Genomic DNA, 20,277 nt, shown 5'->3' on the forward strand with positions numbered 1-20,277 from the left:
TCAGCGGGCGAAGTCCCAGCTTCGAAAGCCCTACACCATCACGAAAAATTTTGCCTTTCCGCCACTTCCGTCACTCCCCGACCATTTACAGCCATAATCCTGCCCCCTAAAGGTTTGCAACGCAGCAAAAAGGGGCCTTCATGCTTCGTAGACTTTACGACTGGACCATGTCGCTTGCCGGCCGCAAATCGGCGGAAATCTGGTTGGCCGTTATCGCCTTCGTCGAGAGCTCCATCTTTCTGGTTCCGGCGGACGTGCTTTTCCTGCCGATGTCGCTTGCCAAGCCCGAGCGCGCCTGGCGCTATGCGCTGACGGCAACGGTTGCCTCTGTGCTTGGCGGCATCGCCGGCTGGATGCTCGGCTATTACGCCTTCGAGACCCTCGCCAAGCCGATCCTCGAATTCTACGGCAAGCTCGACGCCTTCAACCAGATGAGCGCCGGCATCACCTATGAATGGGTGCTCCTGCTGCTGGTCACGTCGGGCCTGGCGCATCTGCCGCCGATCAAGGTGGTGACGATCCTCTCCGGCGTCGCCCATATCGATCTCGGCCTGTTCATCGTCTCGGCCATCGTCGCGCGCGGCGCGCGCTTCTTCTTCCTGGCCTTCCTGCTGCGCCGCTATGGCGAATCCATCCGTCATTTCATCGAGAAGCGCCTCGGCCAGATCACCATGATCGCAGCCGCCATTCTCATCGCCCTCTATGGCATCTTCCATTTTGCCCTGGCGAGCTGACCAAGGAGCCCTCAACGCATGTCCATGACTTCGCCTTCCCCCCGCGCCGGCCTCGGCTATGGCCTATTGCTGACGATCGGCATGATCGTCGTCATCGGCTCGGCGCTCGGCTCCCAATATATCGGCGGCTATATCCCCTGCGCGCTCTGCCTGGAGCAGCGCCAGCCCTATTATTACGGCATCCCGGTTGCCATTATCGCCGTCTTGACGGCGGTCGCCGGCCTGCCCTCCTGGATCACGCGCGGGCTGCTGATCATCGCCGGCCTGATGATGGTGGTCGGCGGCGGTATCGGCGTCTATCACGCCGGCGTCGAATGGCACTTCTGGGAAGGCCCGACCACCTGCTCCACCTCGGCTGCCAGCGTCACGCAGAATGCTGGCGACCTGCTCGGCCAGCTGAACACCATCAAGGGCCCATCCTGCACGGAAGCGGCACTGCGCGTCCTCGGCCTGTCGATGGCCGGCTGGAACGTGATCGCCAGCGTGATCCTGGCGGCAATTGCTTTTGTGGGTGCCAAGAAGGCGGGTTGATTGAACTGAGGCCCGTCAGGCTAGCGAGCGGCAAAGCGAAGCTCGCTCGACTAGAAACACAATCTTACGGCTGCAGTTCCGAATCCCAGTAGAGATAGTCGAGCCAGCTGTCGTGCAGGTAGTTCGGCGGGAACAGCCGGCCGTTGTTGTGCAGGTCCTGCACGGTCGGCTGATAGGGCTTCTGCGCCGGGAACATGGCGGCCTGCTTCGGCAGCTTGCTGCCCTTGCGCAGGTTGCACGGCGAGCAGGCGGCCACCACGTTTTCCCAGGTCGTCTCGCCGCCATGGGCGCGCGGGATGACGTGGTCGAAGGTCAGGTCGTCATGGGAGCCGCAATACTGGCATTCGAACCGGTCTCGCAGGAAGACGTTGAAGCGGGTGAAGGCGGGATTGCGGGACGGCTGCACATAGGTCTTCAGGCATACGACACTCGGCAGCCGCATCGAGAAGCTCGGTGACGACACGCACTGATCATACTCAGCGATGATGTTCACACGGTCAAGGAAAACCGCCTTGATCGCGTCCTGCCAGGACCAGAGCGACAAGGGATAGTAACTCAGCGGTCTGTAGTCGGCGTTCAGCACGAGCGCCGGCAAGGACTGCGGGGAAACTGCAATCGTCAAGGAACCCTCCTGATCGATTCGGCATCTGCACCTGTATATTAGGCCGGTTGTTACAGGATTGTGAAGTCCAATAAATTCAGTGCAAAGAGGCGAATTCGGGAGATGGCCGATTAAACTATAGGCAGCGCATCCCGCCGCGTTTTCACGGCATAATACGCCCAGAAAAGCCGGGCCGCGACTGAGCGCCAGGGCGCCCAAACCGCCGCTTCCCGGGCAACGGCCTTGGCCAAGGGCCTGACTTCATGGCCGAAAGCCATGCCGACGGCCGCCTGCAGCGCCACGTCGCCGGCCGGAAACACATCTGCGTGACCGCCGCAGAACATCAGGTAAACTTCAGCCGTCCAGGGGCCGATTCCCTTGATCGAAGTCAGCTCGGACAACGCCATTTCAGGTGATTCGGCACTGAGCGCATGCAGATCGAGGCTGCCGCCGGCAACGGCCTCAGCCACGCGCGCCAGCGTCTCGTGCTTGATTCGCGACAGACCGAAGCTTCGCCATGTCTCCGGCTCCAGGCCGGCATAGCCCTTAGCGGTCACCTGCCCCATCCCGGCGATCATCTTCCCCCAGATCGCATCGGCGCTGGCGCGCGAGACGACCTGTGAAACGATGATATGGGCAAGCCCCTCGAAGCCCGGCTCGCGCAGCCGCAAGGGCAAGGTGCCGGCCTCTGCGGCAACGGGCCGCAGGCGCGGATCGTGCTCCAATAGCGCAGCCAGCCCCCGTTCGATGTCGCGCTCGTTGCGAATGATCTGCATGGCGTCTCGTAGTCCCCGGTTCAAATTCGTGGCAGAAGAAAGCATGATCGAGATTCCCCGTCAAAAGCCAAGATTCCGTTTCGCCCCGAGCCCCAACGGCCCCCTGCATCTCGGCCATGCGCTGTCGGCCATTCTCAATCACGACATGGCGGCGGAAGCCGGCGGCGATTTCCTGCTGCGCATCGAAGACATAGATCAGACCCGCTGCACACCCGATTTCGAAGCCGCCATTTATGCTGATCTTTCCTGGCTCGGCCTGCGCTGGCAGGAGCCCGTGCGCCGGCAGTCCGAACATTTTCCTGCCTATCAGGAGGCCTTGCAGACGCTTATCGAGCGCGGCCTCGTCTATCCCGCCTTCCTGACGCGCGGCGAGGTCAAGGCCCGGGTCGCCGCCTTCGAAACAGAGGGCAGTTCCCGGCCGCGTGATCCGGACGGCACGCCGCTCTATCCGCCCGACGATCGCGAGCGCGGCGATACCGAGCGGCAGCGCCTGCTGGCATCGGGCAGGAAGCACGCCTGGCGTCTCGACATGGAAAAGGCGCTGGCCGCAGCGGGCGGACCGCTTCACTGGCAGGAAAGCGGTGACGGTGAGACAGGCACCATTCCGGCCGACCCCGCCGTCTGGGGCGATGTCGTGCTGTCGCGCTCCGATGCGCCCTCGAGCTACCATCTTTCCGTTGTCGTCGACGACGCCGTGCAGGGCATCACCCATGTCGTGCGCGGGCTCGATCTCTTCCACGCCACCTCGATCCATCGCCTGCTGCAGAGACTGCTTGCCTTGCCGGAACCGCTCTATCACCATCACCGTCTCCTTCTCGGCAACGATGGCAAAAAGCTTTCCAAGAGCATGGGCGATACCGGCATTGCCGAATGGCGCCAGCGGGGTCTCTCACCGGTGGAGCTTCGCCGCCGCATCGGCCGCTGATTTGGCTCCTGGTTCGGCCTTTGGTTCGGCCCCTGATTCGGAACGTATCTTTTCCGACGGCAGCTCGACGGCAGCGCGGCTCGCCACCTTGCCGAACAGCAGCCGCCGCACGCGGAACTTCATCAGCGCCGCATTGATCTCCGCCCCCATGATGAAGATCACCGCCAGCATGTAGAGGAAGATCAGCACGATCATCACCGAGGCCAGACCGGCATAGGTGGCGGTGTAATTGGCGAAGGTCGAGAGATAATAGGCAAAAAGCAACGCGCCGATCGACCAGAAGACCAAGGTCAGCAGCACGCCGGGAATGACGTCGAAGATCCGCCTGTGGCCGGCCGCCAGCCAAAGATGCAGGATCATCAGGCCGGCGAGCAGCAGGAAGATCGTCCCGTAGATCCGCCAGCTGAAGACGATCTCGAGAATATCGGCGAGCCGCGGCAGCCATTGCCGGGTGTAATTCAGCGCCAGCGGCACGGCGACGAGCAGGATGCTGAGGATCGCGAAGATCAATACCGCTATCAGCACATAGCCGAGACTGGCGAGGCGATTGAAATACCAGGGCCGGGTTTCGAGGACGCGATAGGCGCGGTTAAGGGATATGCGCAGCGCCTCGACACCGTTCGAGGCGAAATAGGCGGCGGCAAGCACGGAGATCGTCAAAAGGCCGCCGCGCGGAATGGTCAGCACCTGCACCACTTGATCGGCGAGCGGCTTGGCGATCGCCTCCGGCCAGGTGTCGAAGATCAGATGCACCGCAGTCGACGAAAACTGGCTGGCGCCTAGAAAGCTTGCCAGCGCCGTGCCGAAGATCAGGAAAGGAAAAACCGCCAGCAGCGTTGAAAGCGCCACATGGCTTGCCATGGCAAACCCGTCATCCTCGACGAAATGGAACACTGCGTCGTAGATCACCTTGTAAATCGTGCGCAGGGCTGTCGGCATTCCATCTCCGCTTGACGTCGGCATTTCACCCGACCGACACCGCCGGTTGTCGATTGTATCGGGTCCCTGAATATGGGAAACGAGTTCCGGTTTGTACAGGAATCATCTTTCCATGGCGGAACAACGCATCATCCTGCTGACTGGTTGCTCCTCCGGGATCGGCGCGCATTGCGCCCGGGCGTTACGCGATGATGGATGGCGCGTTTTCGCGACCGTGCGCAACGAAGCCGATCTCGCGCCGCTTGCAGCCGACGGCATCGAAGCACTTCTTCTCGATTATAGCAGCCCCGAGACGATTTCCGCTGCGGTTGTGACGGTTAGGGAGCGCACGGGCGACCGCATCGATGCTCTTTTCAACAATGGTGCCTATGGACAGCCGGGCGCCGTCGAGGACCTCACGACCGATGTGCTGCGCGAACAGTTCGAGACGAATTTCTTCGGCTGGCATGAACTGACACGCCAAATCCTGCCGCTGATGCGCAGCCAAGGCCATGGCCGCATCGTCAATTGCTCGTCCATCCTCGGGCTGGTCCCCTATCGCTTCCGCGGCGCCTACACAGCCTCGAAATTCGCGCTCGAAGGGCTGACGATCACGCTCAGGATGGAACTGCAGGGCAGCGGCATCCATGTGAGCCTCATCGAGCCAGGCCCGATCGCGACGCGCTTCACCGCCAATGCGCTCGCCAAGATCCGCGAACATATCGACCTTGAGGGGTCCGCCCATGCGGTGGAATACCGCAGGCAACTCAGGCGGCTGGACGGCTCTGGCCCGATCAACAAGCATAAATTGGGCCCCGAAGCGGTCTATGATGTGCTAAAATTGGCTTTGAATGTGAGGGATCCGCGCCCACATTATCTGGTAACGACGCCCGCCAAGCAGGGCGTCCTCTTGAAAAGGCTATTGCCGGCTAACCTTTTCTATCGTCTGATGCGCCGGCTGGACTAGAGCAATCCCAGGAAAAGTGCGCAGCAGTTTTCCATTCGGGAATTGCGTTGGGAATCGATGAGACTGAGAGGCTCAGAGATTCCCGGAAAGTCTGAACCGCTCTGAAGACAAGGATGGAGGAGCCATGTCGACCGTTACCTATATCGCCGCCATCATTGTCATGGGGCTTGTCGCGATCGTTCTCGTTCGCGGCCTGTGGAACATGATGAAAGGCGACAATCCGAACCTTTCGAACCGGCTGATGCAATTGCGTGTTCTGCTGCAGGCAGTCGCGGTCATTCTGATCATGCTGACCCTCTGGCTGACCGGCGGCGGCCGCCCGGCCTGACGACAGGAACACGATGGTCAAGCTCAACAAGATCTACACCAAGACCGGCGATGACGGCACCACGGGCCTCGTCGCCGGCCCGAGGCGGCTGAAGCACGACCTGCGCGTCGAAAGCTACGGCACCGTCGACGAAACCAATTCCGCCATCGGCGTCGCCCGGCTGCATACTATTGAGCTGCCCGATCTCGACGCCATGCTGATGCGCATCCAGAATGATCTCTTCGATCTCGGCGCCGATCTTTCCACGCCTGAAACCGACGAACCGCCCGCCTATGAGCCCCTGCGCATTATCGACCATCAGGTCGAACGCCTCGAGCGCGATATCGACCTGCTCAATGCCGATCTCGAGCCGTTGAGATCCTTCGTTCTGCCGGCCGGCAGCCCCACCTCCGCCCATCTGCACCTCGCCCGCACGATTGCCAGGCGTGCCGAGCGCCTCATGGTGGCGCTGTCGCGTGAGCAAGGCGAACGCGTCAGCCCGACGGCGCTGAAATATGTCAATCGCCTTTCCGACTTTCTCTTCGTCGCCGCGCGGCATGCCAATGATCGCGGCCGCGCCGATGTGCTCTGGGTTCCCGGCAAGAACCGATAGCGGCGCCAACCAATCACCGGAGGTCCATATTGACGTTGACGTAAACGTTATTTATGCCTCTAAAGCAATTCGTCGCTCGGCGGCCCGGAAGCGTTGTAATTGGGGGAAAAACGCGTATCCATGTCGCCATTCGACAAATGGAATGGCGCTGAACAGCGCATGTTCTCGGGCGGTCATGTTGAAGGAAGGATTCCATGAAGATTCTCGTTCCCGTTAAGCGGGTCGTTGACTACAACGTCAAGATTCGCGTGAAGCCGGATGGTTCCGGCGTTGAGCTATCGAACGTGAAGATGTCGATGAACCCGTTCGACGAGATCTCGGTCGAAGAGGCGCTACGGCTGAAGGAAGCCGGCAAGGCCGAGGAAGTCGTGGTCGTATCGATCGGACCTGCCAAGGCCGAGGAGACGCTGCGCACCGCGCTTGCCATGGGCGCGGATCGCGCCATCCTGGTCGAGACAGACGATCAAGTCGAGCCGCTGGCGGTGGCGAAGATCCTGAAGGGTGTCGCGGAAGCCGAACAGCCGGGCCTGATCATCGTCGGCAAGCAGGCGATCGATGACGATTCGAACCAGACCGGCCAGATGCTGGCGGCCTTGCTCGGCACGGCCCAGGCAACCTTTGCCTCGAAGATCGAGATGAGCGACGGCAAGGCACAGGTCACCCGCGAAGTCGATGGCGGCCTGCAGACGATCGAGGTCAAGCTCCCGGCTGTGGTTACCACCGACCTGCGCTTGAACGAGCCGCGCTATGCCTCACTGCCGAACATCATGAAGGCCAAGAAGAAGCCGCTCGACAAGAAGAGCCCGGCCGATTTCGGCGTGTCGACCGAGCCGCGGCTGAAGGTCCTGAAGACCGAAGAGCCTGGCGGCCGCAAGGCGGGCGTCAAGGTCAAGTCGGTTGCCGAGCTGATCGAAAAGCTGAAAACCGAAGCCGGCGTGCTCTGAGGATAGGAAAGGGAGAACTTCATCATGGCCATTCTTCTTCTGGCTGATCACGACAATGCCCACCTCTCCGACCAGACCGCCAAGGCGCTGACGGCTGCCACCAAGATTGGCGGCGACGTCCATGTGCTCGTCGCGGGTACGGGTGCAAAAGCTGCCGCTGAGCAGGCTGCCAAGCTTGCCGGCGTCTCCAAGGTGCTGGTGGCCGAGGACGCAAGCCTTGCCAACAATCTCGCCGAACCGCTTTCGGCGCTGATCGTATCGCTGGCCGGTTCTTACGACACCATCATCGGTGCCGCCACTTCTGTCGGCAAGAACGTGCTGCCGCGCGTTGCAGCCCTGCTCGATGTCGCCCAGGTCTCTGAGATCATCGAAGTCGTCTCGGCCGACACCTTCAAGCGGCCGATCTATGCCGGCAATGCCATCCAGACGGTGCAATCGACCGATGCGAAGAAGGTGATCACCGTGCGCACGGCCTCGTTCGCTTCCGCCTCCGAAGGCGGTTCGGCTGCGATAGAGACGGTCTCGGCTGCCGCCGATCCGGCGCTGTCCTCCTTCGTCGGTGATGCGCTGTCTTCTTCGGATCGTCCGGAGCTGACCTCTGCCAAGATCATCATCTCCGGTGGCCGTGCACTCGGCTCGGCGGAGAAGTTCAAGGAAGTGATCCTTCCCGTCGCCGACAAGCTCGGTGCCGCCGTCGGCGCATCGCGTGCCGCCGTCGATGCCGGCTATGCGCCGAACGACTGGCAAGTGGGGCAGACCGGCAAGGTGGTGGCGCCGCAGCTCTATATCGCCTGCGGCATTTCAGGCGCCATCCAGCATCTGGCCGGCATGAAGGACAGTAAGGTCATCGTCGCGATCAATAAGGACGAGGAAGCCCCGATCTTCCAGATCGCAGATTACGGCCTCGTCGCTGACCTCTTCGAAGCGCTGCCGGAACTCGAAAAGGCGCTGTGATCGCGCCGATTGATTTTCTCGCAGTTGCGAGAGACTGGAAAATCGTCTCTTATAGGTCTATCAATCTTTGCCGGGCTAGAAATCGCCCGGCAAATTTGTGGTTAAGAGCATAGCGCACCGCCAAGAGCGCGCCGCCGGGGAGTTGGCAATGAGTTCGCTGAAGACGATCGGTATTATCGGCGCGGGCCAGATGGGCTGCGGCATCGCCCATGTATCCGCCATGGCCGGCTACAAGGTCCATATCTACGATTTGGCGCAGGATCGCATCGAAAGCGGGCTTGCCACCATCAACGGCAACCTCGCGCGCCAGGTCTCCTCCGGCAAGACGACCGACGAGGAACGCAAGGCAGCTCTTGCGCGCATCACTGGCTCTTCCGATCTGAACGATCTTGCTCAGGTCGATCTCGCCATCGAAGCCGCCACGGAAGACGAAAGCGTCAAGCGCAAGATCTATGCGCAGGTGTGTCCCGTCCTGAAGCCGGAGGCGCTGCTGGCCACCAACACGTCGTCGCTGTCGATCACCCGCCTCGCTTCCGCCACCGACCGTCCCGAACGCTTCATGGGCATTCACTTCATGAACCCGGTTCCGGTGATGAAGCTGGTGGAGCTGGTGCGCGGCATCGCCACCGACGAATCGACCTTCTCCACCGCCAAGGATTACGTCACCTCGCTGGAAAAGACGATCACCGTCGCCGAGGACTTCCCCGCCTTCATCGTCAACCGCATCCTGCTGCCGATGATCAACGAGGCGATTTACACGCTCTATGAAGGCGTGGGCACCGTCGATGCCATCGACACCGCCATGCGGCTCGGCGCCAACCATCCGATGGGACCGCTGCAGCTTGCCGATTTCATCGGCCTCGATACCTGCCTGTCAATCATGCAGGTGCTGCATGACGGGCTCGCCGATTCCAAGTATCGTCCCTGCCCGCTCTTGGTAAAATACGTCGAAGCCGGCTGGCTCGGCCGCAAATCCGGTCGCGGCTTCTACGATTATCGCGGCGAAGTGCCGGTCCCGACCCGGTAAGCCTCTCGGCAGCCTCGGGGCCGACCCTCCTGGCTCGAGGCTCCGGCCTTCGGGCTCCGCGCCTCACCATGGGGCGGAACGAAATTGCCCGGCGACCACTGAACAGATGTGGCGAAAATGGCGGAAGTTGCAGCGAACGCAATAGATTAGTCCTCACCCTGAGGTGGGTGCGCAAGCGACCCTCGAAGGGCGAGGGCGGGTGATAGAACACCCAAACCACTCAAATCCCGGCAGCCGCCTTCACCAGCTTCTTCGCATCATCACTATCCCAGGCGGCCGGCCCGTTCATGGCTGACAGCAGGCAGCCCTTGTCGTCGATCAGAAGCGTCACCGGCAGGCCGAAGGCGAGACCCTGCTTCTTCAGTACATTGAACACGCCCATGGTGTTGTCCCGGTAGTAGCCGAGCTTGTCGATGGCATATTCGGCGCGGAAAGCCTTCGTTTTTTCCTCGTCGCCCGTGTCGATGTTGATGGCAACCACCTCGAACTTGTCGTTGCCGACGCTCTTTTCGAGCGCGTTCAGCGCCGGCATTTCCTCTCGGCACGGGACGCACCACGTTGCCCAGACGTTCAGCAGCACCGTCTTGCCCGAGAAATTGCCGATCGACAGCGGCTGGCCCTCGGCGCCCTTGAAGGAGACATCCTTCAGCGAGATCGGCGCCGGCGGCACGCTCATGGCGGCGACCTGGCCCTTGGTGAAGGGTGTCAATGCTGCAGCGCGATCCCTTGCCGACCCGCATTGATCGGCCGAGGCCGTTTCACCAACGCCATTGCCATACCCCGCCTCCTTCACGTATACCGCTGCCGCGCCGGCAATAACCCCAGCGACGGCGGCGAGCAGAACGAGTTTCATGGACGGCAGACCGAACGGCTTCTTTGCTGTCATTACATTCTCCAGGTGGGCATCTCATGACTGACGGCACGGACACCAAATCCTCCAACCAGATGTGGGGCGGGCGTTTCGCTTCCGGCCCCGCGGCGATCATGGAGGAGATAAATGCCTCGATCGATTTCGACAAGAAGCTGTTTGCACAGGATATCCGCGGCTCAATCGCGCATGCCGGCATGCTCGCCCATCAAGGCATCATTTCAGCCGAGGATAAAGACAAGATCGTTCACGGCCTGAACACGATCCTGTCAGAGATCGAGAGCGGCAATTTCGAGTTCTCCCGCCGCCTCGAAGACATCCACATGAACGTCGAGGCGCGGCTTGCGACCCTGATCGGCCCGGCTGCCGGACGTCTTCATACGGCCCGCTCGCGCAACGACCAGGTCGCGCTCGATTTTCGCCTCTGGGTCAAGGAAGAGCTGCAGAAATGCGAGCAGGCGCTGACCGAGCTGATCTCTGCCTTCCTCGACCGGGCCGAGGAACATGCCGACAGCGTCATGCCCGGCTTCACGCATCTGCAGACGGCGCAGCCCGTCACCTTCGGCCACCATTGCATGGCCTATGTCGAGATGTTCGGCCGCGACCGCTCGCGCGTGCGCCATGCCATCGAGCACATGGACGAATCGCCGATCGGCGCCGCAGCCCTTGCCGGCACCGGCTTCCCGATCGACCGCCACATGACGGCCAAGGCGCTCGGCTTCCGCGAGCCGACGCGCAATTCGATCGACACCGTCTCCGACCGCGATTTCGCCCTTGAATTCCTGTCGATCGCCGCCATCGCCGGCATGCATCTGTCGCGGCTGGCCGAAGAGATCGTCATCTGGTCGACGCCGCAATTCGGCTTCGTGCGCCTGTCCGACGCCTTCTCCACCGGCTCCTCCATCATGCCGCAGAAGAAGAACCCGGATGCGGCCGAGCTCGTTCGCGCCAAGACCGGCCGCATCAACGGCTCGCTGGTGGCGCTGCTGACGATCATGAAGGGCCTGCCGCTCGCCTATTCCAAGGACATGCAGGAAGACAAGGAACAGGTGTTCGACGCCGCCGAAAGCCTGGAACTGGCGATTGCCGCCATGACCGGCATGATGCGCGATATGACGATCAACACCGCCCGCATGAAGGCCGCCGCCGGCTCCGGTTATTCCACCGCCACCGACCTTGCCGACTGGCTGGTGCGCGAGGCGGGCCTGCCGTTCCGCGACGCCCATCACGTGACGGGACGCGCCGTGGCGCTTGCCGAAAGCAAATCATGCGAGCTGGCGGAATTGTCGCTGCAGGATCTGCAGGCGATTCACCCTGATATCACCGACAAGATCTTCGATGTTCTGACGGTCGAAGCCTCCGTTGCCAGTCGCAAGAGCTTCGGCGGCACGGCACCTTCGGAGGTGCGCAAGCAGATCGCCTTCTGGCGCGCCCGCAACTGAAAAGACTGACGAAAACGGGACTTACACAATCGGGGTGCACAAGCGCAGGAAACTTCGCTAAGAAGAGTGACTTTCGCGCTTGAGCCGGATGATTTTCGGTCGTTTCGACCGAAAATCATCCGGCTTTAAAACCAAAGAAATAGAGCATGATGTTGTCCGAAAACCGCTCACACTTTTCGGCATCATGCGCTAGTCGCCCAAGAGGATTTCGATGCAGATCAACATGCCGCACATCATCCGCCTGACCGTCGTGCTTTCGGTCGTCGGCCTTGCCGTCGTCGGATGTGGCCGCAAAGGCCCTCTCGATCCTCCGAGTGCTCATGCGACCAAAGGCGGTGACGTCTCCAAGCCGACAAAGGAGCCAGGCGCCGAAGACAAGAAGTTCCTCCTCGATCCGCTTCTCTGATTAGGCAGCGACCGTGAACCATTTTCAGTATCGCGACGGCATCCTCTACGCCGAGGATGTTCCGGTTCCCGAGATCGCCAAGGCGGTCGGCACGCCCTTCTACGTCTATTCGACGGCCACCCTGGAGCGCCATTATCGCGTCTTCGCGGAAGCCTTCGGCGATGTCGATGCCATGGTGTGCTATGCCGTGAAGGCCAATTCCAACCAGGCGGTGCTGAAGACGCTCGGCCGGCTGGGCGCCGGCGTCGACGTCGTCTCCGTCGGCGAGCTGCGCCGCGCGCTCGCCGCGGGAATTCCGGCAAGCCGCATCATGTTCTCCGGCGTCGGCAAGACGGCGCAGGAAATGGACGTCGCGCTCGAAGCCGGCATCTACTGCTTCAACGTCGAATCCGAGCCGGAACTGGAAGTGCTGAACCAGCGCGCCGTCCGCACTGGCAAGGTGGCGCCCGTTTCCTTCCGCATCAATCCGGATGTCGATGCCCGCACGCATGCGAAGATTTCGACCGGCAAGAAGGAAAACAAGTTCGGCATTTCCTGGGAGCGCGCCCGCACTGTCTATGACCGCGCCGCCAGCCTGCCTGGTATCAATGCTACCGGCATCGACATGCATATCGGCAGCCAGATCACCGAGCTGCAGCCCTTCGACGACGCCTTCAAGCTGCTGCGCGATCTCGTGGAAACGTTGCGCGGCGACGGCCACGCCATTCACCATGTCGATATCGGCGGCGGCCTCGGCATTCCCTACCGCGACGACAACAATCCTCCGCCCCTGCCCGATGCCTATGCCCAGATCGTCAAGAACCAGCTGCGCGGCCTCAACTGCAGGATCGTCACCGAACCCGGTCGCCTGATCGTCGGCAATGCCGGCATACTGGTGACGGAAGTCATCTACGTGAAGGATGGCGGCAGCAAGAGCTTCGTCATTGTCGACGGCGCGATGAACGACCTGATCCGCCCGACGCTCTACGAGGCCTATCACGAGATCCGGCCGGTTGCGATCGCCGCCGCCGATACCGCGCGCATCAAGGCCGATGTCGTCGGCCCGGTCTGCGAAACGGGCGATTATCTGGCGCTCGACCGCGACATGGCGCAGCCCAAGCCCGGCGATCTCCTCGCCATCGGTTCCGCCGGCGCCTACGGCGCCGTGCAGGCCGGCACCTACAACAGCCGGCTTCTGGTTCCGGAAGTGCTGGTCAAGGGCAATGAATTCCATGTCGTCCGCCCGCGTGGAACCTATGAGGAGCTGATCGGCCTGGATTCGATCCCCGCTTGGCTCGAGGGATAATCGGTTTCGATTCATGAATTTCGGGCAGGATAACCCAAATATCCGTCCTGCCCGATCGATCACGTTTCAGCGAAGTTCGATGAAAAAACAGCCTTTCGAGCCCATTGCCCTCGTCTTCGCCACAAAGAATGTTATCTTTGATTGATTGGCGTCTGCCGGGCGCCGCGCGGGCGTGTGGGACGCCACGCCATCGCCAAAGGGCTACTAGAGCCGGATGATTTTAGGTCTGTTGGACCCAAAATCTGAATCTGCTCTAGGATCAAAGAAGTAGAGCATGATGTCGCCCGAAAACCGATCACACTTTTCGGCATCATGCTCTAGCCATCAACGTCAGATCGGGAGAAGACCGGACCGATGACCAGTCCCAGCAACCCTAAGAAGGGCGCTTTCGCCACCCGCCCGGCGCTGGCGCGCATGGTCGCGGTCAAGCGTCTCTTTGCTCGGATCGTGCTGGTTTCGGAGCAACTGCTGCCGCGGCTCCTGCTGCCGGCATCCACTCTTGCCCTGTTCCTGTCCGCCGCCTGGTTCGGCATTTTCCGCATTGCGCCGGATATTCTCCGCTTCCTGATGCTTGCCGTCTTTGCCGTCGGCTTCGCCGTATCTCTTTATCCGCTGAGGCGCCTGCGCTGGCCGAATACCACCGAAGCCGACCGCCTGCTGGAAGAACGCAACGGCCTCGCCCACCAGCCCGTCACGGTGCAGGAGGATGAGCCGGCGCTCGACACCCCCTTTGCGCGTGCGCTCTGGCGCGAGCACCAGACCCGCATGGCGGAACGCATCGCCGCATTGGATGCCGGTCTGCCCCGGCCGGATATCGCCCGTTACGACCGCTTTGCATTGCGCGCCATCCCGGCATTGCTGCTGGTGACGGCCTTCAGCTTTTCCATGTCCAACAGCGGCGGCTCGCTGGGCGACGCCTTCACGGCGTCTCCTTCCACATCGAGCAATCCGGATGTTCGCGTCGATGCCTGGGTTACCCCGCCCTATTATACGGGCGAAGCGCCTGTTTATCTGACCGGCAATGTCGCCAATACCGGCAATAGCTTGAACGTGCCGCAATTTTCCGAGCTCACGGTGCGTGTGACGGGCGCGTCGGCGGATGAAAAGGTGCTGTTCCGGTCAGCCGGCAGCGACAAGGGCGCCGAAATTCCCGAACAGTCCGCCGATGCCGACAAGCAAGGCCCGGCGGGTGCCAAACTGCCAGCAATCCCAGCGGCGCAACCGGCAGCCAGCGGCAATACCAATACGCCCGCCGCGGCCAATACCCCCACTGCGGATGGAATGATTGCCCGCACCCATGTCCTCAAGCTTGAAAAAGACGGCGAGCTGACGGTTAACGGCAAGTCCTGGTCGTTCAACGTCGTGGTCGACAAGCCACCGGAAATCACGTTCGACGGCATCCCGCACGCAACGGCCAACGGCGCATTGGAGCTCGGCTTCAGGGTCAAGGACGACTACGGCGTCGAGGAAGCCCACGCGGAGATCGTGCCGGTCGAATCCGATCCCGCGGCAACTCCACTTTACGGCCCGCCGGAATACAAGCTGGAGCTTCCGCGTCGCGACCGCCGCAACGGCAAGGCTCTGGCAAGCCATGATCTGACGCAGGATCCGCTCGCCGGCAAGCGCGTCCGCATCACTTTGGTTGCCAAGGACGGTGGGGGCCAGACCGGCCGCAGCCCACCCTACGAGATGGTGCTGCCGTCACGCAATTTCAGCCAGCCGCTTGCCGCGGCCGTGGCGGAAGAGCGCCAGGTCTTCGCGCTCGATACCCGCAAGATGCCGGAGGCGATCGAGCTCAACAAATCGCTGACTATCCGGCCTGAAGAAGCGATTCCCGATCTCGGCAATTATCTTGCGATCAAATCCGCTTTGACGCGCATGAAGCTCGCAAGCGGCGAAGCGTCCTTGAAGGATACGGCCGACTATCTCTGGCAGATCGCGCTCGGCATGGAGGACGCGCAGCTGACCGATGCGGAGAAGGCCCTGCGCGACGCCCAGCAGAAGCTTTCCGATGCCCTGCAGCGCAATGCCTCCGACGCAGAGATCAAGAAGCTGACCGACGAGCTTCGCAAGGCGATGGACGCCTATATGAAGGAGCTTGCCGAGCGCATGCGCAACATGCCGGCGCAGCCCAACCAACGCTCCGCCAATATCCTGCGCCAGCAGGACCTGCAGCGGATGATGGATCAGATCGAGAATCTGGCCCGCTCCGGCAATCGCCAGGCCGCGCAGCAGATGCTCTCGGAGCTGCAGCAGCTGATGAACAGCCTCCAGGCCGGACGGCCGCAGCGCGGGCAACAGCAACAGCAAGGCGAAGCCAACGACAAGATGCGCGAGCAGATGGACAAGCTCGGCCGCATCATGCGCGACCAGCAGAAGCTGATGGATCAGACCTTCAAGTTCGATCAGGCCATGCGCGACCGCATGCAACGCGGCGATCCCAACGAGGATGGCGACGGCTTCATGGACCAGCCGCTGCCCGGCCTCAACGATCGGATGCGCCCGGATATGGGTCAGCGCAGCCAGGACCAGCAGGATCAGCAGCAAGGCCAGAATCAGCAGGGCCAAAATCAGCAAGGCCAAAATCAGCAAGGTCAGAAGGGCAACGACCCAACCGAAGGCATGACGGCCGATCAGCTGCGCGACGCGTTGAAAGAACTGCGCAAGCAGCAGGACGATCTCGGCAAGCAGCTCGGCGAGCTGCAGAAAGACCTGGGCTCGCTGGGCATGAAGCCGAACCAGAATTACGGCAAGGCGCAGCAGGAGATGAAGGGCGCGTCAGGCCGGCTTTCTGAAGGCAATGGCGAAGGCGCCGTGCAGGGCCAGGGGCGCGCGCTCGACGCCTTGCGCAAGGGCACGCGCGAGATGATGAACCAGCTGATGGCGCAGATGCAGCAACAGGGGCAAGGCCAGGGTCAAGGGCAGATGCCCGGACAAATGGGCCAGGGCAATCAGAATGGCCGCGATCCGCTTGGCAGATCGCGCGATACCGGCGGCTTCATGGATAGCGCAAATGAAAACATGGTGCCGAAGATCATCGATGCCCAGCGCGCCCGCGAAATTCTCGATGCCATTCGCGAGCGGCTGAGCAACAATCCGTCCTTGAGCGAAGAGCGGCGCTATCTGGAGCGGCTGCTGAACCTCGGGCAGTAGGGCCATTTCGGGTCCATCCGCAATGGCCAGGAGAAAGTCAGCACAAACCCTTTGCGCTGGCCAGCGGTGATCTTCAGGCAGCCAGTGCGCGCGCAACCGCCTTACGAATATCCGGCAACGCAAAGGGCTTGGCGACCACGTCGACGATCTTTTCCATGAGGTCGTCGGCACGCTCGCGCTGCTCGGCATAGCCGGTCATCAGCAGGATCTTCATGCCCGGGCAGGTCGAATGCGCCTGATGCGCAAGCTCGATGCCGTCCATCACGGGCATGCGGATATCCGACAGCAGGAGGTCATAGCCGCCCTGCTTCAGTTTCTCCAAACCTTCCGCGCCGTCAGCCGCCTCCTCGGTCTCGTGACCGTCCAAGCGCAACGCGCGGGCGACGAAGGTGCGAAGCGAGTCTTCGTCTTCCGTGATCAGAATTTTTGCCATGGTCCGTGCTCCTGGTCCGTCATGTTCCGCGACCGAAATCACCAGAATTCCGTTTGCGATAGGTAAACGACGGATAGGCGATCGGGCTCCGTGGTTAATGAGTCGTCATCGCCGGAGCAGAATGGGACAGGCGGACGCGCCGCCTGCATTAACTTGGAATCAGGCCTCGGCGTCGCCTGTGACGACGCCCACAAAGGGCAGTTCGCGAAAAGCGTAGGCGACATCCATGCCGTAGCCGACGACGAAATAATCGGGGCATTCGAAGCCGACATAATCGGCTTCCAGCTCTTCCTGCCGCTTGACGGTCTTGTCGAGCAAGACCGCCAGAGTGACGTTGCGGGCACCGCGCTCGTAGAGCAGCTCCTTGGCAAAACGCAGCGTACGGCCCGATTCCAGAATATCGTCGATCAGCAGGACGTCGCGGTCCTTAACATCGCTGTCGATATCCTTGACGATGCGCACACCTTGGGAAACCGTGCCGGCGCCGTAGCTCGAAAGGGTGATGAATTCCACTTCCGGTGCCAGTCCCGTGTCGTGCAGTGCGCGCAGCAGGTCCGCCGCGAAGATGAACGAACCTTTGAGGATGGCGATAACGAGGAGATCTTTCGTCGGCCCGCTGGCAATTTCCTTCGCCATGGCATGATTGCGCTCGGCAATCTGCTCAGCAGTGAAAAGCGGCTCGATATTCTTCCCGCGTACGACAGGCATTGCTTGGCATGCTCCATGGCTGCGCGGCCCTCGGCCGCCGATCAAGCCTTAGCCCGTAGCACAATCAGCAGGCCCGACACACCCCCTAAGGCATGAAGGAAAGCCGAACATCCGGCGTTTTTCCACCGGGATGCTGCAATCGCGTCGAAAATCCGTGGCTTTCATGCGGTCCGAGACGATCGATCGGCGTATCCACGACGATGCTCCTGACCAGCTGATCGCCGGCGAAAAGATCGGCACGCACCTGCGGTACCGAAAGCGTGGCGCCGCTGGCATTTTCGATGATGCCGTTCAATTTCAGCACCTGCAGCCCGTTCTCGTCACGCGGCGTCAATGTCACATGCGAGAATTGAAGCGGTTCGGCCACTCCCTCGGCGGCCGCACCGGACAGACCCGAAAAACCGCCTGAAAGGCCGAAGATCAATATGGCGAGAGAGACGATGAGCGCCATGAAACTGCGACGCGACGCTTGCTGCAGGACCTCTTCCGCGCCACGCAGGACGGATAGGATGCGCGAGAGAGCATTCTTGCGGGTCGCTGGCTGTGGCCGCGTTTGCGAACGGCCGCCATAGCGCATGTTGACGCCCGATGCGGCTTTCCCGCGCGCGCCGGAGACGGTCACGAATTCGGCATCGACGATATCGGGCTTCGGCATGAAGCGATGCGCCTGGCCGGATCCCGATCCGCGTTCGGGCGGAATGAGGTCATAAACCATCCCCGCCTGCTGTTGACGGTAGCGAAAAGCGCCCATGATGACCTCCCTTTGCGGTGATCCACATGGTTTCGACGCCCATTACCAATCTGGGCATTGAAACGAATCCGGCCCAGTCGTAAATTTTAATGGTTAATGCTTCGCAAAGATCGCCATGAATAGGGCGCCTTTCCAGAAAAGTTTACCGGCTGTTAACGCCGTTGGTTAACAAGTCGCCTGATTGAACCCTGCGGAAGACTGGACTGCCCGTTGATTCACTTTGAGAACGTCGGTTTGCGCTACGGCATGGGTCCGGAAATCCTCCGCGACCTGAGCTTCGACATACCGAAGAAATCGTTCCAGTTCCTGACCGGCCCCTCCGGCGCCGGCAAGACGACCCTGCTGCGGCTGCTCTTCATGTCGCTGCAGCCGACGCGTGGCCTGATCCGCATGTTCGACCGGGAGATTTCCTCGATCCCGCGCAGTGAATTGCCGCTGCTGCGCCGTCGTGTCGGTATCGTCTTTCAGGATTTCCGGCTGCTGGAACATCTCACAACCTATGAAAACGTCGCCCTGCCCCTGCGCGTGCGCGGCAAGGATGAAAGCTCCTATCGCACCGACGTATTGGAACTGCTGAAATGGGTCGGCTTGGGCGAGCGCATCAATGTGCTGCCGCCGGTTCTGTCGGGCGGTGAGAAACAGCGCGCAGCGATCGCGCGCGCCCTCATCGACCGCCCGGAAATCCTGCTCGCCGACGAACCCACGGGCAATGTCGACCCGCCGATGGCGCGCCGCCTGCTCAACCTGTTTCTGGAGCTTAACCGCCTCGGCACCGCCGTCGTCATTGCCACGCACGATCTCGCCCTGATGGATCAGATCGAGGCCAGGCGCATGATCCTATCGGGGGGGCATCTCGATATCTATGACTGAGCCCGCTCCCCGTAGAAAAGCGCAAGGCACCAGCGCTCCGCAGACGCGGCAAGCGCCCGGCACACCGCCTGTGGAACGCAAGCGTCCGGAGATGCGCGTGCGCCCGACCGGACCGATCGTGCCGTCCTCCAATATTCAGGGCAACGCGCTGATCGTTGTCATCGCCATTATGGCCTTTCTTGCCTGCCTGACGCTCGGCGCCGTCAGCATGGTGCGCTCGACGGCGGCAAGCTGGGAGAGCCAGATTTCCCGCGAGATCACCATCCAGATCAAGCCGGACGACAATCTCGACATGGAAAAGACGCTAGCAAACGCCCGCGATATCGCGCTGAGCTTCGTCGGCACGAAGTCTGGCCAGATCGTCGACGAGGCGGCAACGGCGCGCCTACTCGAGCCGTGGCTCGGCGCCGGTCTCGATATCAAGGAACTGCCCGTTCCACGCCTCGTCATCATCACCATCGACGAGACGCATCCTCCTGATTTCGAGGCGATGCGCAGCCTGCTCAAGGCACAGATCCCGCAGGCGACTCTGGATGACCATCGCACCTGGGTCGACCGGCTGGTGTCCATGGCGCATACGACCGTCCTCATCGGCACTGGCGTTCTGCTGCTGGTCTTCACCGCCATGGTGCTGACGGTGGTCTTCGCCACGCGCGGCGCGCTGTCAGGCAATCGCCACATCGTCGAAGTGCTGCATTTCGTCGGCGCCGAAAGCACCTTCGTCGCCAACGAATTCCAGAAGCATTTCCTGAAGATCAGCCTGAAAGGGTCTGCGGCCGGCAGCGCGCTCGCCGCCCTGTTCTTTGCCACCGCCGGCCTCCTGCAGAGCCATACCATAGCCACGCCGCAGACCGATCAGGCGACCGCGCTTTTCGGGACGTTCTCCGTCGGTGCGCTTGGCTACATCGGCATTCTCGCCACCATGATCATCATCGCATTGCTGACGACGCTGACCGCACGTTTCACCGTCATGCGCACGATCTACGAAATCGATTTGATCCGTTCCGACCCCGGAAGGACGGATAGTGTCCAGAATTGACGCTTTGGCGGTGTTTTTTTACCAT

General features: G+C 61.5%; 22 protein-coding genes. 15 read left to right on the forward strand and 7 right to left on the reverse strand.

Translation table 11 applies throughout. The features are described from left to right. Positions 1 to 140: 140 nt before the first annotated feature. Both HGP12_RS09555 and HGP12_RS09560 read left to right on the forward strand, forming a co-directional pair. On the forward strand, positions 141 to 734 hold the full coding sequence (locus tag HGP12_RS09555; RefSeq protein ID WP_168840032.1) for a YqaA family protein: 594 nt from the start codon (positions 141 to 143) through the stop codon (positions 732 to 734). Positions 735 to 752: 18 nt separating this feature from the next. Then, positions 753 to 1,265, forward strand: a complete 513-nt coding sequence (locus tag HGP12_RS09560) for a disulfide bond formation protein B (protein ID WP_168840031.1) — start codon at positions 753 to 755, stop codon at positions 1,263 to 1,265. Between the two features lie 64 nt (positions 1,266 to 1,329). Here HGP12_RS09560 and HGP12_RS09565 read toward each other — a convergent pair whose 3' ends face one another. Further along, positions 1,330 to 1,887, reverse strand: a complete 558-nt coding sequence (locus HGP12_RS09565) for an HNH endonuclease (RefSeq protein WP_168840030.1) — start codon at positions 1,885 to 1,887, stop codon at positions 1,330 to 1,332. Positions 1,888 to 1,997: 110 nt separating this feature from the next. Continuing rightward, entirely contained in the window at positions 1,998 to 2,642 is a 645-nt protein-coding gene (locus HGP12_RS09570) for a DNA-3-methyladenine glycosylase family protein (protein WP_168840029.1), read from the reverse strand. A 43-nt stretch (positions 2,643 to 2,685) separates the two neighbouring features. On the opposite strand from HGP12_RS09570, the gene gluQRS reads away from it, so the two are divergent. Next, on the forward strand, positions 2,686 to 3,567 hold the full coding sequence (gene gluQRS, locus HGP12_RS09575) for a tRNA glutamyl-Q(34) synthetase GluQRS (RefSeq protein WP_168840028.1): 882 nt from the start codon (positions 2,686 to 2,688) through the stop codon (positions 3,565 to 3,567). Here gluQRS and HGP12_RS09580 read toward each other — a convergent pair. Further along, positions 3,532 to 4,506 carry a YihY/virulence factor BrkB family protein gene (locus tag HGP12_RS09580; RefSeq protein ID WP_168840027.1) on the reverse strand — a complete coding sequence of 325 codons (975 nt, stop codon included), beginning with the start codon at positions 4,504 to 4,506 and terminating at the stop codon, positions 3,532 to 3,534. The genes gluQRS and HGP12_RS09580 overlap by 36 nt on opposite strands. 112 nt (positions 4,507 to 4,618) lie before the next feature. Between HGP12_RS09580 and HGP12_RS09585 the strand changes: the two genes are divergently transcribed. From HGP12_RS09585 to HGP12_RS09610, 6 genes are all read left to right on the forward strand, one after another. Further along, positions 4,619 to 5,452 carry an SDR family oxidoreductase gene (locus HGP12_RS09585; protein WP_168840026.1) on the forward strand — a complete coding sequence of 278 codons (834 nt, stop codon included), beginning with the start codon at positions 4,619 to 4,621 and terminating at the stop codon, positions 5,450 to 5,452. A gap of 124 nt (positions 5,453 to 5,576) precedes the next feature. Continuing rightward, a complete protein-coding gene (locus HGP12_RS09590; RefSeq protein WP_168840025.1) occupies positions 5,577 to 5,780 on the forward strand; it encodes a twin transmembrane helix small protein in 204 nt (67 codons plus the stop codon). A 13-nt stretch (positions 5,781 to 5,793) separates the two neighbouring features. Then, the gene (locus tag HGP12_RS09595; RefSeq protein WP_168840024.1) at positions 5,794 to 6,372 is read left to right on the forward strand and encodes a cob(I)yrinic acid a,c-diamide adenosyltransferase; all 579 of its coding nucleotides are present in this window, start codon (positions 5,794 to 5,796) and stop codon (positions 6,370 to 6,372) included. A 194-nt stretch (positions 6,373 to 6,566) separates the two neighbouring features. Continuing rightward, positions 6,567 to 7,316 (forward strand): electron transfer flavoprotein subunit beta/FixA family protein, encoded by a 750-nt coding sequence (locus HGP12_RS09600; RefSeq protein WP_168840023.1) that lies wholly within the window; start codon positions 6,567 to 6,569, stop codon positions 7,314 to 7,316. Positions 7,317 to 7,340: 24 nt separating this feature from the next. Then, positions 7,341 to 8,270, forward strand: a complete 930-nt coding sequence (locus tag HGP12_RS09605; protein WP_168840022.1) for an electron transfer flavoprotein subunit alpha/FixB family protein — start codon at positions 7,341 to 7,343, stop codon at positions 8,268 to 8,270. A 148-nt stretch (positions 8,271 to 8,418) separates the two neighbouring features. Next, positions 8,419 to 9,297, forward strand: coding sequence for a 3-hydroxybutyryl-CoA dehydrogenase (locus HGP12_RS09610; RefSeq protein WP_168840021.1), 879 nt, complete (start codon positions 8,419 to 8,421; stop codon positions 9,295 to 9,297). Positions 9,298 to 9,517: 220 nt separating this feature from the next. Here HGP12_RS09610 and tlpA read toward each other — a convergent pair whose 3' ends face one another. Continuing rightward, a complete protein-coding gene (gene tlpA, locus HGP12_RS09615; RefSeq protein ID WP_168840020.1) occupies positions 9,518 to 10,183 on the reverse strand; it encodes a thiol:disulfide interchange protein TlpA in 666 nt (221 codons plus the stop codon). Between the two features lie 23 nt (positions 10,184 to 10,206). On the opposite strand from tlpA, the gene argH reads away from it, so the two are divergent. From argH to HGP12_RS09635, 4 genes are all read left to right on the forward strand, one after another. Next, positions 10,207 to 11,607, forward strand: a complete 1,401-nt coding sequence (gene argH / locus HGP12_RS09620; protein WP_168840019.1) for an argininosuccinate lyase — start codon at positions 10,207 to 10,209, stop codon at positions 11,605 to 11,607. Positions 11,608 to 11,818: 211 nt separating this feature from the next. After that, on the forward strand, positions 11,819 to 12,013 hold the full coding sequence (lptM, locus tag HGP12_RS09625) for an LPS translocon maturation chaperone LptM (RefSeq protein WP_149635830.1): 195 nt from the start codon (positions 11,819 to 11,821) through the stop codon (positions 12,011 to 12,013). Between the two features lie 13 nt (positions 12,014 to 12,026). Continuing rightward, positions 12,027 to 13,298, forward strand: coding sequence for a diaminopimelate decarboxylase (lysA, locus tag HGP12_RS09630; protein WP_168840018.1), 1,272 nt, complete (start codon positions 12,027 to 12,029; stop codon positions 13,296 to 13,298). Positions 13,299 to 13,652: 354 nt separating this feature from the next. After that, on the forward strand, positions 13,653 to 16,451 hold the full coding sequence (locus HGP12_RS09635; RefSeq protein ID WP_168878705.1) for a TIGR02302 family protein: 2,799 nt from the start codon (positions 13,653 to 13,655) through the stop codon (positions 16,449 to 16,451). Positions 16,452 to 16,524: 73 nt separating this feature from the next. On the opposite strand, the gene HGP12_RS09640 is transcribed toward HGP12_RS09635, so the two are convergent. From HGP12_RS09640 to HGP12_RS09650, 3 genes are all read right to left on the reverse strand, one after another. Continuing rightward, positions 16,525 to 16,884: a response regulator gene (locus tag HGP12_RS09640; RefSeq protein WP_069612925.1), complete on the reverse strand. Its 360-nt coding sequence runs from the start codon at positions 16,882 to 16,884 to the stop codon at positions 16,525 to 16,527. 159 nt (positions 16,885 to 17,043) lie between these two features. Then, the gene (gene hpt, locus HGP12_RS09645; protein WP_168840016.1) at positions 17,044 to 17,592 is read right to left on the reverse strand and encodes a hypoxanthine phosphoribosyltransferase; all 549 of its coding nucleotides are present in this window, start codon (positions 17,590 to 17,592) and stop codon (positions 17,044 to 17,046) included. An 85-nt stretch (positions 17,593 to 17,677) separates the two neighbouring features. Then, complete coding sequence (locus HGP12_RS09650; RefSeq protein ID WP_168840015.1) at positions 17,678 to 18,343, reverse strand: hypothetical protein; 666 nt, start codon at positions 18,341 to 18,343, stop codon at positions 17,678 to 17,680. A 210-nt stretch (positions 18,344 to 18,553) separates the two neighbouring features. On the opposite strand from HGP12_RS09650, the gene ftsE reads away from it, so the two are divergent. Together ftsE and HGP12_RS09660 are read left to right on the forward strand one after the other, a co-directional pair. Further along, on the forward strand, positions 18,554 to 19,213 hold the full coding sequence (ftsE, locus tag HGP12_RS09655; protein ID WP_168840014.1) for a cell division ATP-binding protein FtsE: 660 nt from the start codon (positions 18,554 to 18,556) through the stop codon (positions 19,211 to 19,213). A 91-nt stretch (positions 19,214 to 19,304) separates the two neighbouring features. Further along, positions 19,305 to 20,252: a cell division protein FtsX gene (locus HGP12_RS09660; RefSeq protein WP_168840088.1), complete on the forward strand. Its 948-nt coding sequence runs from the start codon at positions 19,305 to 19,307 to the stop codon at positions 20,250 to 20,252. The last annotated feature ends 25 nt before the right edge of the window (positions 20,253 to 20,277 follow it).

The sequence above is a fragment of the Rhizobium sp. P28RR-XV genome, from assembly GCF_012641385.1.
Taxonomy (GTDB): Bacteria; Pseudomonadota; Alphaproteobacteria; order Rhizobiales; family Rhizobiaceae; genus Rhizobium.

Bases quoted from the DNA above. Each gene is read 5' to 3' on its own strand.
- HGP12_RS09555 (WP_168840032.1), top strand. From the start codon at position 141: ATGCTTCGTAGACTTTACGACTGGACCATGTCGCTTGCCGGCCGCAAA.
- HGP12_RS09560 (WP_168840031.1), top strand. From the start codon at position 753: ATGTCCATGACTTCGCCTTCCCCCCGCGCCGGCCTCGGCTATGGCCTA.
- HGP12_RS09570 (WP_168840029.1), bottom strand. From the start codon at position 2,642: ATGCAGATCATTCGCAACGAGCGCGACATCGAACGGGGGCTGGCTGCG.
- gluQRS (WP_168840028.1), top strand. From the start codon at position 2,686: ATGATCGAGATTCCCCGTCAAAAGCCAAGATTCCGTTTCGCCCCGAGC.
- HGP12_RS09580 (WP_168840027.1), bottom strand. From the start codon at position 4,506: ATGCCGACAGCCCTGCGCACGATTTACAAGGTGATCTACGACGCAGTG.
- HGP12_RS09585 (WP_168840026.1), top strand. From the start codon at position 4,619: ATGGCGGAACAACGCATCATCCTGCTGACTGGTTGCTCCTCCGGGATC.
- HGP12_RS09590 (WP_168840025.1), top strand. From the start codon at position 5,577: ATGTCGACCGTTACCTATATCGCCGCCATCATTGTCATGGGGCTTGTC.
- HGP12_RS09595 (WP_168840024.1), top strand. From the start codon at position 5,794: ATGGTCAAGCTCAACAAGATCTACACCAAGACCGGCGATGACGGCACC.
- HGP12_RS09600 (WP_168840023.1), top strand. From the start codon at position 6,567: ATGAAGATTCTCGTTCCCGTTAAGCGGGTCGTTGACTACAACGTCAAG.
- HGP12_RS09605 (WP_168840022.1), top strand. From the start codon at position 7,341: ATGGCCATTCTTCTTCTGGCTGATCACGACAATGCCCACCTCTCCGAC.
- HGP12_RS09610 (WP_168840021.1), top strand. From the start codon at position 8,419: ATGAGTTCGCTGAAGACGATCGGTATTATCGGCGCGGGCCAGATGGGC.
- tlpA (WP_168840020.1), bottom strand. From the start codon at position 10,183: ATGACAGCAAAGAAGCCGTTCGGTCTGCCGTCCATGAAACTCGTTCTG.
- argH (WP_168840019.1), top strand. From the start codon at position 10,207: ATGACTGACGGCACGGACACCAAATCCTCCAACCAGATGTGGGGCGGG.
- lptM (WP_149635830.1), top strand. From the start codon at position 11,819: ATGCAGATCAACATGCCGCACATCATCCGCCTGACCGTCGTGCTTTCG.
- HGP12_RS09635 (WP_168878705.1), top strand. From the start codon at position 13,653: ATGACCAGTCCCAGCAACCCTAAGAAGGGCGCTTTCGCCACCCGCCCG.
- HGP12_RS09640 (WP_069612925.1), bottom strand. From the start codon at position 16,884: ATGGCAAAAATTCTGATCACGGAAGACGAAGACTCGCTTCGCACCTTC.
- hpt (WP_168840016.1), bottom strand. From the start codon at position 17,592: ATGCCTGTCGTACGCGGGAAGAATATCGAGCCGCTTTTCACTGCTGAG.
- HGP12_RS09650 (WP_168840015.1), bottom strand. From the start codon at position 18,343: ATGGGCGCTTTTCGCTACCGTCAACAGCAGGCGGGGATGGTTTATGAC.
- HGP12_RS09660 (WP_168840088.1), top strand. From the start codon at position 19,305: ATGCGCGTGCGCCCGACCGGACCGATCGTGCCGTCCTCCAATATTCAG.